The organism is Pelagimonas varians, from assembly GCF_003208435.1.
GTDB classification, from domain to species: Bacteria; Pseudomonadota; Alphaproteobacteria; order Rhodobacterales; family Rhodobacteraceae; genus Pelagimonas; species Pelagimonas varians.
The window spans coordinates 22486-36615 of sequence record NZ_QKMF01000020.1 but is presented as its reverse complement, the minus strand read 5'-3'; the positions used below and the strand labels follow the sequence as shown (position 1 = coordinate 36615).

At 54.6% G+C, this 14130-nt stretch carries 12 protein-coding genes; 4 read left to right on the top strand and 8 right to left on the bottom strand.

Annotated features, from left to right (window positions below; all coding sequences use genetic code 11):
- Positions 1-25: 25 nt before the first annotated feature.
- The 5 genes from C8N36_RS20185 to C8N36_RS20160 all read right to left on the bottom strand — a co-directional run bounded on the left by C8N36_RS20185 (position 26) and on the right by C8N36_RS20160 (position 6994).
- On the bottom strand, positions 26-544 hold the full coding sequence (locus tag C8N36_RS20185; RefSeq protein WP_097806527.1) for a hypothetical protein: 519 nt from the start codon (positions 542-544) through the stop codon (positions 26-28).
- Positions 545-764: 220 nt separating this feature from the next.
- Positions 765-1394, bottom strand: coding sequence for an MSMEG_1061 family FMN-dependent PPOX-type flavoprotein (locus tag C8N36_RS20180; RefSeq protein WP_097806526.1), 630 nt, complete (start codon positions 1392-1394; stop codon positions 765-767).
- Positions 1395-1418: 24 nt separating this feature from the next.
- Positions 1419-2366: a homocysteine S-methyltransferase family protein gene (locus C8N36_RS20175; protein WP_097806525.1), complete on the bottom strand. Its 948-nt coding sequence runs from the start codon at positions 2364-2366 to the stop codon at positions 1419-1421.
- Between the two features lie 1214 nt (positions 2367-3580).
- On the bottom strand, positions 3581-5881 hold the full coding sequence (locus C8N36_RS20165) for a TRAP transporter permease (protein WP_097806523.1): 2301 nt from the start codon (positions 5879-5881) through the stop codon (positions 3581-3583).
- Positions 5882-5938: 57 nt separating this feature from the next.
- On the bottom strand, positions 5939-6994 hold the full coding sequence (locus C8N36_RS20160; RefSeq protein WP_097806522.1) for a TAXI family TRAP transporter solute-binding subunit: 1056 nt from the start codon (positions 6992-6994) through the stop codon (positions 5939-5941).
- Positions 6995-7133: 139 nt separating this feature from the next.
- Between C8N36_RS20160 and C8N36_RS20155 the strand changes: the two genes are divergently transcribed.
- Both C8N36_RS20155 and C8N36_RS20150 read left to right on the top strand, forming a co-directional pair.
- Positions 7134-7643, top strand: a complete 510-nt coding sequence (locus C8N36_RS20155; protein ID WP_170125939.1) for a MarR family winged helix-turn-helix transcriptional regulator — start codon at positions 7134-7136, stop codon at positions 7641-7643.
- On the top strand, positions 7640-9286 hold the full coding sequence (locus C8N36_RS20150) for a sulfatase-like hydrolase/transferase (protein WP_097806520.1): 1647 nt from the start codon (positions 7640-7642) through the stop codon (positions 9284-9286). Before C8N36_RS20155 ends, C8N36_RS20150 begins: the two co-directional genes overlap by 4 nt.
- A gap of 349 nt (positions 9287-9635) precedes the next feature.
- On the opposite strand, the gene C8N36_RS20145 is transcribed toward C8N36_RS20150, so the two are convergent.
- On the bottom strand, positions 9636-10328 hold the full coding sequence (locus tag C8N36_RS20145; protein ID WP_097806519.1) for a nitroreductase family protein: 693 nt from the start codon (positions 10326-10328) through the stop codon (positions 9636-9638).
- Between the two features lie 450 nt (positions 10329-10778).
- On the opposite strand from C8N36_RS20145, the gene C8N36_RS20140 reads away from it, so the two are divergent.
- Positions 10779-11165, top strand: a complete 387-nt coding sequence (locus C8N36_RS20140; RefSeq protein ID WP_097806518.1) for a DUF302 domain-containing protein — start codon at positions 10779-10781, stop codon at positions 11163-11165.
- Between the two features lie 291 nt (positions 11166-11456).
- On the opposite strand, the gene C8N36_RS20135 is transcribed toward C8N36_RS20140, so the two are convergent.
- Complete coding sequence (locus C8N36_RS20135) at positions 11457-12950, bottom strand: winged helix-turn-helix domain-containing tetratricopeptide repeat protein (RefSeq protein ID WP_170125938.1); 1494 nt, start codon at positions 12948-12950, stop codon at positions 11457-11459.
- Between the two features lie 103 nt (positions 12951-13053).
- Between C8N36_RS20135 and C8N36_RS20130 the strand changes: the two genes are divergently transcribed.
- Positions 13054-13506 carry a DUF302 domain-containing protein gene (locus tag C8N36_RS20130; RefSeq protein ID WP_170125937.1) on the top strand — a complete coding sequence of 151 codons (453 nt, stop codon included), beginning with the start codon at positions 13054-13056 and terminating at the stop codon, positions 13504-13506.
- A gap of 216 nt (positions 13507-13722) precedes the next feature.
- Here C8N36_RS20130 and C8N36_RS20125 read toward each other — a convergent pair whose 3' ends face one another.
- Positions 13723-13971 (bottom strand): peptidase, encoded by a 249-nt coding sequence (locus C8N36_RS20125; protein ID WP_097806516.1) that lies wholly within the window; start codon positions 13969-13971, stop codon positions 13723-13725.
- Between the last annotated feature and the right edge of the window lie 159 nt (positions 13972-14130).

Genomic DNA, 14130 nt, shown 5'->3' with positions numbered 1-14130 from the left:
TCTTCAAGCCGGATCTATGGCATTTTCATCGGGCCTCGAAGTCGCGAAGCATTGCGAAAACTTGCGCTCGTTCACGGCCTCCCATAATGGCGTGATCCGCGGCGTCCTCAAGTTCCTTGAGCACAAAGTAATCGATCTCCTTGGCAATTCTACCGATTTTGAGAGCCTTTTTCATCGTCTCCGCAACCAGCCCTGCCTCAGATTGGAAATCAAAACCTATTTCGTCTCGAAAATCCTTCAGGAACTGACGAATTCCAGCGGAACCCGCCTCATTCCCCGCGTTCATCAAATAACAAAAATCGGAGTATGTGAACGAATACCACTGTTTTACCGCTTGCAGAATTTGGTTGTATTGTCCGCCGGCGTTGTCGAATTCCTCGAGGAATACCATGCTGGGTTCAACGATCTCGTTAAGGTCTTCTTGCAGAACTGTTCCCTTAACCATTTTTATGCATGAAATTCTCCAGACCCGATAGAACTCCAATCCTTCCAGCAGGCGGAGCAGCTCCCGCCTAGCCGCTTCCCGCTTTGCATTTTTGGCCATACGTCCACCTTGGTTACATCACTTTCTCAAAGCATAGCGGCCCTTCATGCACTTTGCAGCATGGTGGTCTGCGCTCATGCCGCCATTGGTGGCAAATGCCTGCTCGTGACCGCTCAGACCGGTACTCAGGCGTCCAATCGAGCGTTGCACTGCCGCAAGGCAGCTTGGAGCCCAAACCGTCAAATGCTCCGCCAGATTGACGACCGATGTTTACGGGGTTCTAATAAAGTCGCGTTCCTTCATCTGCAGTGTGGTCCTGCTGCACCTCATCAAGCGTTTGCTCTCGATCCACGGTGGCGATCACCCACTCTGCGAGTGTGGGGGCTGACTTTCGCTCAGGCCAATGATCCGGTTGCCACAAACGAGAGCGAACAACCGACTTCGAGCAATGCATGAAGGCTTCTTCGACGTCGATCACGAGAGCCAGCAGCGGTGACTTTCCATTGATCGTGTGACGCTTGTTGATCGCCGCGTCCCGGACGATACGTGCTTTGCCCGCGACACGCAGCGTATCCCCATGGCCAGGCACAACAAAAAGGAGCGCTATATTGGGATCTTCAAGAAGGTTCTGGAAACCGTCTACCCGATGATTTCCAAGCCTGTCCGGGATGATCAGGGTCTTGTCATCATAGATTTCGACAAACCCAGCAGGATCACCCTTGGGTGAAATGTCGATTAGGCCCTCGGACGCTTTTGTTGCGACGATGACCAAAGGCGCATGCGCAATGAATTTCCGCGCAACATCGTTCAACCGATCAGTCACTTTGAGGAAAGTATTCTTAAACCCTTCTGTAGGAAGAAGTTCTCTAAGCCGTTCGACACTTTCGATTTGTTCATCAATATCTAACAATTGGCTCCCTCCTTCACTTGGCGTTTAGACTTTTGGTCTCATGGCATTGGAAGCATCTGCAATTTGTTTCATATGCCGCATGTCTGTCCCGCAGCATCCCCCAAAAACACGTATATGAGGAAACCTGTGGCGGATATCCGATAGCTGTTTTCCAAGCTCAACCGGATCGCCGTCATCCAACGCCTTTGCTTCGTCCAACTCAGCGTGACTGCAACGCGAGGCATTTGCCACTATGCCCATGACCCGTTGAATCCAGGGACGATCTTCAAGGATGGAAGCGAAGTGGTCGGGATGCGCGCAATTGATCATGAAATAAGCGGCGTATTCGTCGGTAGCTGCATCCACCTCCGATATAGCGATCTCCAAAGGGACACCGGTTGGCAACCGTCCGTCAGTTTCGACGGTGAACGCGATTACGACGGGCAGTCCGAACCGTTGCGCCGCCCGGACAATGCCAATCGCCTCGGTGCTGTAGGCAAGCGTGTAGCCACTGACGATATCAATTTCTGTCTCGGCCAGAGCCGAGATCTGTTCCGAGTGATAGCGTTCTGCCTCGTCAGCATTCATTTGATCTTTTGGAGCATAGGCATCAACGCGCGGCCCTATGTTGGCGCTGATTATGGTCGGTACGTCACCAGCTTCCGCGCGCAGTTCTGCCATCAGTGCTATCGCCTGTTGGTTTAATTGTTTGAGCTGTTCAGGGGAGTAGCCGATGGCGGCTCCACGGTCTCGGTTTGCAACCCATGTCGGACTTTCTAAAATCACGCCGGTGCCGCTCGCGTCGCCCAACGCAATCATATCCTTCAGGTACCGTTGGATAAGTGCGCGACCGTCTTCCGTTTCCAAGAGCGGGTAAGAGGCAAAACCCGGTAGGTCGATGCCATGCGTGAACATCAGGTCGGTCTCCATCCCCGCATAGGCCAAGAGCAGATCTACTTGGACATTCGGAAAACTGCTTCGATGAATGGACATTGAAATAAATCCCCCTTCGTTACTTGTAGCACATTGTAACAGAGCTGCGGGGAGCGATTGTTAACGGCTCTCAAAAGACGTTGAGGCAAAAGGATTTTGAGAGCAGGACAGGTGCACCTCCTTGATGAAACACCTAGAGCGAATATTGGAGACAACGCAGCGAAAAAGCGCTTTGTCCCGCAGAGCAGATTTCCGACCAGCAAAATGCTGCACTGTTGGACCAATGGCTGTTTCTGGGAAACTGCGGCGCTGCATCCAAGCGCCAGGTCAAGGTCGGCTGTGGGCCGCTGTAGAAGTATGCTGTGGTAAGCTTTAGGCAATTTTCAGGTATGCGTCACCTTTTTCGCGATACTGAGCTTGACTGGAACCCAAGTCTGCCAATGGAAAGGCGTCCGATTCAAAATCTCCAAGCTGCCCTCACATTGACGTCGCAAAAGTTTGTTTCTCGTAGAGCCGAAAGGGATGACGTACCGCGGTCCTCCCGTTTGATAACCGGTGCCCCGCCGATGTAAGCCAAGGGCACGATTTCGTGGCGGAACAGGCTTGGTCCGTTTTCCAACCTCATATCCGTGCCCACGCTTGGTGTTCGATTGAATAGGGTATTTTAGCCCAAACCAGACGTGTTTCCTATGGTGAGCTTGCGTTGTTCATTGCGGCTGATTTGTACGTAGCTGCGCAAAGCTGCCAAGACAGACCGCATCGTCGGTTTGCCCGGAACGCTCCAACATGAGAGGGACCGGCCCGGTGCCCGTGGGCACAACTGTGGCTGGCGGGCTCAACCGTTTGCGCCAGTGTGATATGGCCGCGATATGCACCATGATTTCAACCTTAAGCGCTTTTAAAAGGAGCGCATCAAGCCCTGTGCCAGCCCAAACGCTTGGCTTGAACACCTTTTGGAGCTTTTTGACAAAACCGTTTGTGTTGGCCTTAGCCTTTGCGCGCTCTTGGTTGAGCTTGAACAGGGGCGATAGGAATTCGTCGTCGGCTTTCTATTGTGCCACTCATCATCCGAACCGTCGGCCTTGGTGACAGGTCTTCCGGCGGGTCGGGCAGCTTTTGGATCAACACACCCATTCGGGACATTTCTGCGCAATGCCCTGCCGGGCAGCGAACAAGGCGGCTGGCCCTGTGCCGCCAGATGTCATGACCGCCAATAGCATGAGATGCTGCGGCATGGCGTACAGTTGGCGTGGTCGGTTTTCCCGAAATGCCCTCTATTCGGGGGCTGTGTTTCGATCGGACCGCGTGAATGCGGAATGAAGCCCGATCAGCAAGGCAGCCAAGACCAGCCCGATCCACATCACTGTCACAGTTTTCCAAAGAACCAGCACAGCAGCCAGAAGTCTTAGGGCGACTTCCCAACCCCGAAGGGCATGGCGGTCAAAAAATGCCAATGCTGAGGCAATCAGATACAGCGCCAAAACCAAACGTGCGCCCAGCATCGACAGTGCGGGCCAATCTACTGTGCCACTGTAGCCGTCGATCAGGACACTTTGGCCGGTGCTGTCTGTAATCGTCACTGCTTCTTCGATCAGGAGCAGTTCCGGATACCATGCGAAGACAAAGGGAATGGTGAACATGACAATCCCAACGCGAACAGCCGAGATGGCGGTGCGCATGGGTTCCGTACGGGTGATGGAGGCCGCTGCGAATGCAGCAATGGCCACAGGCGGAGTAATGGCCGATGCGACAGCAAAGTAAAATACGAACATATGTGCCGTGAACAAGCTAACGCCAAGATTGGCCAGCAACGGCCCAAGCAGCAGCGCCACGTTCACATAGGCGGGCACAGTTGGCATCCCCATGCCCAACAAAATGGCGCAAAGCATGGCACAGGTCAGCGCCAGCATCAGGTAGACACCGCCGACGATCTTGATCTCCATTCCAAAAATCCGCAGGGCTTGCGCCGTTTCTAGCCACGAGGTCACGGCGCGGGTCAGCTCTCCGGTCAGTCCGCTTTCGTTTAGGAAAGCCGAGATGATCGACACCGCAAACAACAGCAGAAAAAGGCGCGATATCAAGATGCCGCCTTCGGCCAGCGACACGATCACTTTAGACGGTTTGGCCCGTGTGTGCGGGTCAAGGAACAACAGCGGCAGTAACACAGCGACAGCCCACCAACCCGCCGAGGTTGCATCACCGGTCGAATTGACAATGGTTTGTGTCACAAAGGCGGGCATAATGCTGGAAATCCAACCGGTGCTGACGATGTCCTTGCTGCCCAAAAGCAAAAACAAAATGGTCAGAATCGGCACAAAGACAATAACGAGGTTTAGCCAGTCTTGGCGGTCCATGACCAGATCATCGGGAACTTCGCGCATGGTTTCGATCTTTTCGCGCCGCGCTTGAAACATGACCGCCAAAAAGATCGAGAAAAAGAAACACATAGCAGGCAGAAAAGCCGCTGTGATGACCTTGGTGTAGGGCACTGCCGTCAAAGCAACCAAAACGAAGGCGGCCACGCCCATGACGGGCGGCATAATTTGCCCCCCTGACGATGCCGCTGCCTCGACCCCGCCGGCAAACTGAGGTGAGAATCCGTTGCGCTTCATCATTGGAATGGTCAGGCGGCCTGTTGATAACACGTTGGTCACCGGTCCGCCCGTAATTGTGCCGAACATGGCAGAGGAGACGATGGCCGCATGTGCCGGGCCGCCGCGTAGATTGCGGGTGGCGCGAACGGCCAGTTTTATCAAGGAAGTACCGCCAGCCGAGGTGCCAAACAGCGCGCCCAAGATCACGTAGGGAAACACTTGGTTCACGATAATGTCCATGAACCGGCCCATGAAACCGTCCGGCGTGATGAACACATTGGTTGCTTTTTGGATTGCAGCGGCCTGTACATCGCCGCCGTCAGCCCCAAGTTTCGTGAGCAAGAAACTGTTGTCGCTCAGGTCAAACATCCAGATCAGCGCGGTGCCGACCGTATAGATCACGACAATGCTGGCGACGGCTACCAGCGGAATGCCCCATACCCGCACATTGTAGAGGAAAAACAGAGTGATGATGGTGAACAAAAGCGGGATGATCCAGACGCCAAATCGCGCCTGACAAGCCGGTACTTCAGCGTCAAACGAGATGCCGGGAATAACACCGGCAGACCGCTCGGCTGCATCTTGGATAAGGCGTGCGCGTTCGCCGGTGATTTGATCGATAAGGCAGACAGAGTCGATTTCGACAAGATAGCCCAAGGACGCGAGGAAGGCGGCAAAAACAAGACCGAAGTCTAATAGCAATCCAAGCCAGGCCAACTGCGGTTTGTCGGTTTTCCAAGCCCGGTACACGCTGGCATCAAGGGCCACGATAACCATCATCAGCAAGAAGACCGGGGGGTAGAAGAATTCGGGGGGGAAGCCAGAGACCCGCAAAGTGCTTTGCCCAGTTATGTCTCGTGCCCATGCCTGCAAACCGGGGATTTCCGGCATTGTGTTGAGCATGCCAACGACAACAAGAATAAAGCCCAAGGCAATAGTTATCGGGCGGCTTATGCCAGTGGCATCAGCGGGATGTGACATGAGGTCTGCCTTCCAAAGTCGAGGTCGGTCAGTGCCGACCCCGCTTGATTTTAGGGATTAAGGGCGCAAGCAATCCGCAACCGAGTGGCCAGCATCTTCGTAGGCACGGATCGCGCCGGGATGCATCTTCATTTGGACAGCGCCACAGACGCCTTGGCTTTTGCCATCAAGATCACCGAAGCTTAGCCCCAAAAAGGGTCCGCGTGGCGATCCGGTTAAAAAGCGGTCTTCGCCTTCCAGATAGGCCTTGGTGATCTTGTAGGCCAATTCCTCATCCATGGATGCAGTTACGATCTGCGCAAAGGCCAAAGCAAACGTATCAAAGCTGTCATCATCGGTGACGACGGTGATGTCATTGCCCGCATAAGCCGCCCGGAAGTCATCAATTGGGACAGAATAAGGCGCGTGGCCTGGGGCCGCCACGATCTGCTGGCCCAACTTGCTTGCCAATAGATCGGATGGAACATCATAGATGGTGATCCCACCGGCAGCTGCGATGGCAATCTCTCGGCCCGATGGCAACCCCTCGGGAATTGTCCATCCGTCAACTGCGCCGCCAGTGATGCTGGACACTGTGTCAGGCCAAGGGCTTTGAACGCCTTCATAGCCTTCACCCTCTTTGAGGCCCGAAAGAAGCTGGATCATAGCGCGTCCAGAGGTCAGTGCCGCGCCGCGCGGTGGACCGTTCCAGATGCGCTTACCCTTAAGGTCGCGAATATTTTCAATCGGATTGCTGTTGTAGTGGCCGAACATTTGCGCCGAGGCCACCTGGAAGAACAAAGCGCGGATATTTCCGGCCGCTTCAGCGCCCTTTTCCGGGCCGACGCCGCTATAGGGGCCGATGCCGCGCGACAGCAAAAATGGTAAAATGAGTGGTGCAGGAGCCATGTCCAGACGCCCATCAGCCACAGCTTCAACCGAATTGGTCAGCGTTGCCCCTTCGGTGATTTGCAAGTTGGCCACACCGGCACTGGCCAGAACAGCAGCCAGTGTTGTGTCGACATAGTGCGGGGTCGAGCCCGGCGATGTTGTTTCAGCGGTCAGCGTTGCCTGCGCAGCGACAAGCGATGGAGCGAGGGCCAATAGGCCACCCAATAGCGCTTTTTTGATCATAGTATCCTCCCAAATGATCTGCCCCCTCCCAAGGGCGGAGGTTCTCGCAACGCGAGGCCTCTCTTTAAAGGTATGCGGAAAATATATGACTTGTCACGCAATTTTTTTTGGGGCTTTATCACATAGGAGGAGACAGACCATGACCAAGAGTGCCGAGCGCGACGTAGCCCGCATCCGAGCGCGGCAAGCCAGAGAAGACACCAACGTCTTTGCGCGGCTGGCCTCTATCTATGCGGCATCCCGCAAACAAGCCCAACGATTGCTGAAGGGGGGCGGGGGGATTTCCATTGTCGAATGGCGCACGATTTGGGACCTGCATGAGGCTGGACCGATGACAATCAGCGATCTGGCATCAACCCAGCGCGCGGATCATTCATTGCTCAGCAGGGCCTTGCCGAGAATGCAGGAAAAAGGGCTTGTGGACATGCGGCGGGCTGCCGACGACGGGCGGCAGACGATCGTCACGCTCACGGATGAGGGGCGCAGAGCCTATGATCTTGCTGCGCCGGTGATGGGGCGTCGACGCGCAGCATTGCGCGATGTCTTCACAGAAGACGAGATTGTAACCTTCGTCGGTTTTCTTGACCGGTTCGAAGAATTCGCACATCGACCTGCCAGCGACATCGCAGCAAAGGAGCCGACGGAATGACAAACAGACCGAATGTACTATGGATCATGGCAGACCAGCTGCGGTTCGATTATCTGAGCTGCTACGGCCACCCGCATCTACATACCCCGCATATCGACGCGCTGGCGGCCCGTGGGGTTCAGTTCAATAATGCCTACGTGCAATCACCTGTCTGTGGTCCGTCGCGAATGTCGGCCTATACCGGACGCTATGTTCGCAGCCATGGATCAACCTGGAACGGCATGCCGTTGCGGGTGGGCGAACCAACGCTGGGCGACCATCTACGCGACGCAGGTGCACGTGCAGTTCTGGTCGGTAAAACCCATATGACCGCAGATGTCGAAGGCATGGCGTGGCTTGGGATTGATCCGGCCAGCGAAATCGGAGTCCGTGTCTCGGAATGTGGGTTTGAACCGTTTGATCGCGATGACGGGTTGCACCCTGACAGCGCGCGGCAAAACTGGTCCAACTATGACGATTATCTATTGGCACATGGGTACGCATCAGACAATCCATGGGAAGATTTCGCAAATTCCGGGCTGGATGAGGACGGCGAGCTTCTTTCGGCTTGGCTTCTCAAAAATTCGCGTCTTGCGGCGAATATCCCCGAGGAACACTCGGAAACCGCGTATATGACCAACCGCGCTATGGAATTCATGACCGACGCCGCCAAGGGGGATGCACCATGGGTGTGTCACCTGTCCTACATCAAACCACATTGGCCCTACATCGTGCCTGCACCCTATCACGATATGTATGATGAAACACACATCATTCCGCCTATCCGGTCGTTGGCGGAAAAGGAAACGCCACATCCACTGATGCAAGCCTACCTAGGCGCGCGGGTCTGCAAAAGCTTTGCGCGGGACCACGTCCGCGAACATGTGATTCCGGCTTACATGGGGCTTATCAAGCAGCTGGACGACAATCTGGGGCGTCTGTTCGCATGGATGGATGCGCAAGGCCTGAGTGACAATACGATGATCGCCTTTACATCTGACCATGGCGATTACATGGGCGATCACTGGATGGGGGACAAGGATTTCTACCACGAGATGGCAGTGAAAGTGCCGCTTATCATCTCTGACCCCCGGCCCGCAGCAGACATAACACGCGGCCAAGCCTCGGATGCTTTGGTCGAGATGATCGATTTGGCCCCCACGTTTATGAAGGCGCTGGGCTGCCCGGATAAACCTCAGGTTATCGAAGGTCGTGACCTGAGTCCGCTGTTGCAGGGGACTGTGGGCTTCGATCGGAAATATGTGATCAGTGAGCATGACTACCACTGGTCTGACATGGCACGAACATTGAAACAGCCGCAGGATCAAGCCCATACTACGATGATTTTTGATGGACGCTGGAAGTTTATACGCTGCGAAGGGTTTGATCCGGTGCTGTTTGATCTCGAAACCGACCCCGATGAGGTGATCGATCTTGGTACATCGCCAGCAGACGAACACGTTGCGACACGGGCAAGGATGGAGGCCGCTCTTTTGAAATGGGCAACCCAGCATCACACCCGCATCACAGCGACACCAGAGGTTTTGGCCCGCCAGAAAAAAGCCGCTGAAACGGGTATCTTGATCGGGTTTTGGGACGAATCCGAATACTTGGAGGCTGTCGGCAAGCCTTTTGATGCTTTGACACCAATCGGTCGAAACTGAGTCTTCCCGAAAGGCAGTGCGCTGCCTTTCTTCTAACATCCGGTTTGGGCCGGCACCGGTCATCCGGTCTGGGGCAAGGCCTTTCGAAAAGCGCTCAGGACAACTGATTACTGCCGCGGGGCTTCACGATGACTTTCAGGGGCAGTGTGGAGGATCATCAACAAGATCAGCCACTCGAACGGTGTCGCGTTGCGCAAGGGCCCAGCTCGGGGGACAATCACCAGCCACGGGCAGTTGGCACAACGTTGAAATAAACACCGACGTCATCTGGTGCAATGAACAGCTTAACCGCGCCGGATGCAGCCCAACAACTGCGAAAAAGCGCACAAACTTCGTCATAGACGGTGGCTTATTCCAAAAGGGTCATGATTTCGGTGAGCGGCTTTTTCAATTTGGCCACTTTCGGAATTTTCGCATCTGCACTTGGATGACCAACCGCGACAATCATGATCGGTTTTTCGTGATCTGGACGCCCGAGCAATTGGGTCAAAAATTTCATCGGGTTGGGCGTGTGCGTCAATGAAACGAGCCCAGCGAGATGCAGTGCGGTCAACAAGATTCCTGAGGCTATGCCGGTACTTTCTGGCACGTAATAGTTCTTGAAGCGGGTGCCGTCGTCAAAATGCCCCCAGCGCTGCGCAAATATCACGATCAACCAAGGCGCTTTTTCCAAATGCGGTTTGTCTTCATTTGTGCCAAGTGGCTCCAACGCTTTTAGCCATTCATCACCACCGGCTCCTTCATAAAACTTGCGTTCTTCCTCCTCGGCGGCCAAGCGAATTTGTCTTTTAATTTCGGGGTCCGAGATGGCCACGAAATGCCAAGGTTGATGATTTGCCCCAGAAGGCGCTGTCCCTGCAGTGGCAATACACTTCTCAATTACATCTCGTGCCACTGGCCGGTCAGAAAAGTGGCGAACCGTGTGGCGGCGTTTCATTGTATCGTAGAATTCCCGAGCCTGCGAAAGCATCTCTTCGTCGGTTAGGTCTGCGCGATCCGGCAGGTCCAAGGCTTTGTATTCAATATGCTCTCGCGCAAACATTTCCCAAGTCTCTCTTTCTTTATTCGACGGCAGGCCCCGTCGCACTTACATTACGGGGCAGGGGTAGCTTCAGTTAATCGGTAGCGTTTTCCAAAGGCAAGGGGCTTCGTATGGCGGCAGGTTTTCCGATTGGTCGCGGCCTTGTCCCACGGATCGAGAAACCGGCAATCCGTAGACTGCGCAGATGTTGGCACGCTGGGCAGCGGCAACCCGCTGTACCATACGAGGATGAAAATCACTTTACGGCATCACTGCTTAGAGCTTGACGGCGCTTTGGAGATTTCTGAAGCTATTGAAAATCAAAATTGGGGCCGGTCTTTAGTGACTGCACGATGTTGAAGTGCAGCGTAACTGCAGCGCGCCACGCAATAACCTGCCGCAGCTGCCATTCGCGCAATGCTCGGCGGTTTGCATTTTGAAAGATCAATATTTGAAACGAGGGAGTTCTTCATGACCTACACAATCAATCGCATTATCCAAGACGCAAGCTTTGATGATGTCGATGCGCGGGTTCGCAATGCGTTGGCGGAAAACGGGTTCGGTGTCCTCACGGAAATCGACGTTGCAGCGACTATGAAGAAGAAGATCGACAAGGATATGGCAGCGTATCGCATCTTGGGGGCCTGCAATCCTACCATGGCTTGGGAAGCTATCGGCATGGAGCCTCGGGTCGGCGCGATGTTGCCTTGCAACGTTATCCTGCGCGAGACCGAAGAGGGGATCGAAATCAGCGCCGTGGATCCGGTCGCATCGATGCAGGCGATCCCGAACGATGATCTCAAGGACGTTGCGGACAATGTGCGCCAACTGCTGAAAAATGCCATAGCTGCGGTTTGAAGTGGGGGCAGGCGGACCAGACTTGACCTTGAACTGACCACGATTGAGATCGGCGCAAAGCTTCGCGCTTCCAATGTGACGTCAATATCAATCCCTATGGCTTTCGCCCTTGGAATCCGAGGATCCCCTTTCAAACCTCATGTGGAAAGGTTTTGTGTTAAAAACCTGTATCGCAATCATGTTCGTCAGCTTCGGTTTGGTTCATTTCAAACGCGCTGCCATCGGTCCGTCTGGCAAAGCCGGATGGCCGGTTTTAAGGCCTAGCCGCAGAAATTCTTTGCGCGTACCGGGTTACGTCATGCCCGCTCCGGTCAGCGCGGCGATCAGGCCGTCACGGACTTTGGCGACCGGATAGGGAAACATGCGTTCTGCGTGTGCGAGACTGTACTTCGGGGCGATGGTTTTGATCTTTGCGACTTCAGCGGCCGCCGCTTCACGGTCTCCAGCCTCACAATATGCCCGGACAAGTTGGACACGAGCGGGAATAAAACGGTCAACTTTTTCGAGAACAGAGCAGAATTGCGCGATCGCCTGGGCATGTTCCCCCAAAAGAAGTGCTGTGTGTCCGCGCGGAAAATCCCAGCTTGGCGGAAAATAGCTGTCTTTGGAGAACGCGGTTCGGAGCAGCGGTTCGGCAAGGTCGGGTTGTGCCAAACGGTTCATCGTTTCGCCGTAGGAATGGTAGACTTCAGCACTGTCTGGATTTCGCGCAAGGGCGGCCTCAAACGCTGCAATGGTTGCGTCGGGTTGTCCGCGATAGCCCAAAACCCAGCCCAATTTCGCGTATCCTAGCGCCGATCCATCATCGAGTTGGATCGCTCGTCTGGCAAGCGCTTCGGCCGCGTCGAGCGTCTTGTCAGCGCCCGGCAACCCAAAGACATAGAGAGTGTTTCGGCAATAAGCCTGTTGGGCGACGGCATCGGCAAATGTCGGGTCAAGCTTGGCTGCGCGGGAAAAATGATCCAGTGCTTCGGCAAATGCGGCGGGTTCATATCTAAAGTAGGCATAGCGCCCCTTCAAGTATTGGTCATAGGCCTCAGGATTGCGGGTTCCGTGTTGCAAAGGGTGCGCCACTGGCCGGCCTGGCGATAAAACATCGGCCAAACGATCCCCGATCCGGTCATGCCCTGCCAGCAGGCTTGCTCTGGTCAGATCGAACCGTTCTGCCCAGACTTGATCCGTCCCTGTGCTGTCTAGAACCGATACATTGATGCGGATAATGTCGCCAAATTGGCGCAGGCTTCCGTCGACGATATTGGAAATTCCGATGTCCTTGGGCGGCTCTTTATCCGAAAGAGCCCGTGATGAATTGTAAGACATTACTTTCAAACCATGGTGGCGCGACAAGCTTGTGATCAGATCATCCGTTAGGCCATCGGCCAAATAGGCCGCGCTCTCGACGTCTGGAGGGACGCGAAACAGGCGCACCAGCACGGTCGGCTTTGGTGTGTTTTGAACTTGCGGGATGACATCGGCAACGAACCGATAGCCCCTCGAATGGATGGTTCGAACAAATTGCTTTTCCTTGCCCTGATCGCCAAGGGCCGCCCGTACAGCCTTGATTGCACCGGACACCGCCCAATCGCTAATGGAGCGTCCTTGCCAAATCGTTTCGATCAGGTCATCGCGGCTGACCACTCGGTCCCGGTTGGCAATCAGATAGGCCAAAATGCGCAGGCTTTGTGGCTCGATGCCGACGGCCTGTCCATCGCGGGTCAATTCGGAGGCGGCCATGTTCAAAACAAACGGTTCAAAGCGCCAAATCTCGGGATGAGCAGTATCCAAAAGTCGATCCTCCCAAAATCCTCCAGAAACGGGCCAGCCCCGCCCAAGCACTATGACCGTAGATCCGGCAATAATCGAGCATTGAAACATATCGGAGATGGAAATGGGAAACTTCAGAACACTTGGAACCGCAATCCTCATTGGTCTTGCAGCGAGTACAGCCATGGCAGAGCGCATCAATATCGCCAGCAATGCAAGCGTTGAGACATCTGTTGAAAGGTTGACAGGTGCCGTAGAAGCCGCCGGAGCGCGGGTATTCACAATCGTCGATTTTGCACAGGGCAATGCGTCGGTCGGGGAAACCTTGCGCCCAACGACAGTTGTTCTGTTTGGCAGTCCTAAAATCGGGGCGACGGCGCTGCAACAGGGGCAAACCATGGCACTCTACCTGCCTTTGCGGATTTTGTTTTTCGAAGACGTGAATGGACAGACATGGGCCACATATGATGAACCGACGGCGATTGCACCGTCGCATGGTTTAGCCTCCGACAATCCGGCCGTTCTACGGATGCAGGGCGCGCTAGAAAAGTTTTCGGCCATCGCAGCCGGGCTATAGCTGGGAATGCGCGATGGGCGCGGACAGCATGCCGCGCTATCATCGCGCTGCTGCGCAGGACAGAGCCAGCGCAGCAGCCCCTCAATATCGCGGGAAGGCGCTGAAACCGCGTATGATCATCAGGGTTTTGTGTGTCTTACAGTGTAGTGTTGGGCAGATGGCAGCGAAGCGGATCTGGCTCACGTGCATTTTCACACGGGGCACCAATCTCAAGTGTCATCCGTCAATCAAAAAATATCGCGCTATCCCGTAAATATAAAGCAGCGTGAAAACTATGTTGATGTACTTCAGCTGTGGCTCGGTGCGTAGCCATGCACAATAAATCCATATCAAACAGAACGGCAATCCAAACATCATTGCAGCAAGCTGCCAGTCTTGAACGATAGAAACGGTGCTCATAAGCCCCAGCGCAACAGCCAGCCACTTGAGTGGCTGCTCATAGGCAGCCATCTTTGAGAATGTCATAGAAGGTCTCGGTGTAAACAGCGCCGTTGACCCGGCGTTCTGCTAAATCCACTGTTAGCGACTTTCGAAGCGCCCTGCAATATCGGGTGCCTTGGGCTCAAATCTGCCTTGCGGAGATACAGGTGCTCACATGTCACCCCAAAGCAGAAATTGAAAAAC

Coding starts and splice junctions, on each gene's coding strand:
- C8N36_RS20185 (WP_097806527.1), bottom strand. CDS start 544: ATGGCCAAAAATGCAAAGCGGGAAGCGGCTAGGCGGGAGCTGCTCCGC.
- C8N36_RS20175 (WP_097806525.1), bottom strand. CDS start 2,366: ATGTCCATTCATCGAAGCAGTTTTCCGAATGTCCAAGTAGATCTGCTC.
- C8N36_RS20165 (WP_097806523.1), bottom strand. CDS start 5,881: ATGTCACATCCCGCTGATGCCACTGGCATAAGCCGCCCGATAACTATT.
- C8N36_RS20160 (WP_097806522.1), bottom strand. CDS start 6,994: ATGATCAAAAAAGCGCTATTGGGTGGCCTATTGGCCCTCGCTCCATCG.
- C8N36_RS20155 (WP_170125939.1), top strand. CDS start 7,134: ATGACCAAGAGTGCCGAGCGCGACGTAGCCCGCATCCGAGCGCGGCAA.
- C8N36_RS20150 (WP_097806520.1), top strand. CDS start 7,640: ATGACAAACAGACCGAATGTACTATGGATCATGGCAGACCAGCTGCGG.
- C8N36_RS20145 (WP_097806519.1), bottom strand. CDS start 10,328: ATGTTTGCGCGAGAGCATATTGAATACAAAGCCTTGGACCTGCCGGAT.
- C8N36_RS20140 (WP_097806518.1), top strand. CDS start 10,779: ATGACCTACACAATCAATCGCATTATCCAAGACGCAAGCTTTGATGAT.
- C8N36_RS20130 (WP_170125937.1), top strand. CDS start 13,054: ATGGGAAACTTCAGAACACTTGGAACCGCAATCCTCATTGGTCTTGCA.
- C8N36_RS20125 (WP_097806516.1), bottom strand. CDS start 13,971: ATGACATTCTCAAAGATGGCTGCCTATGAGCAGCCACTCAAGTGGCTG.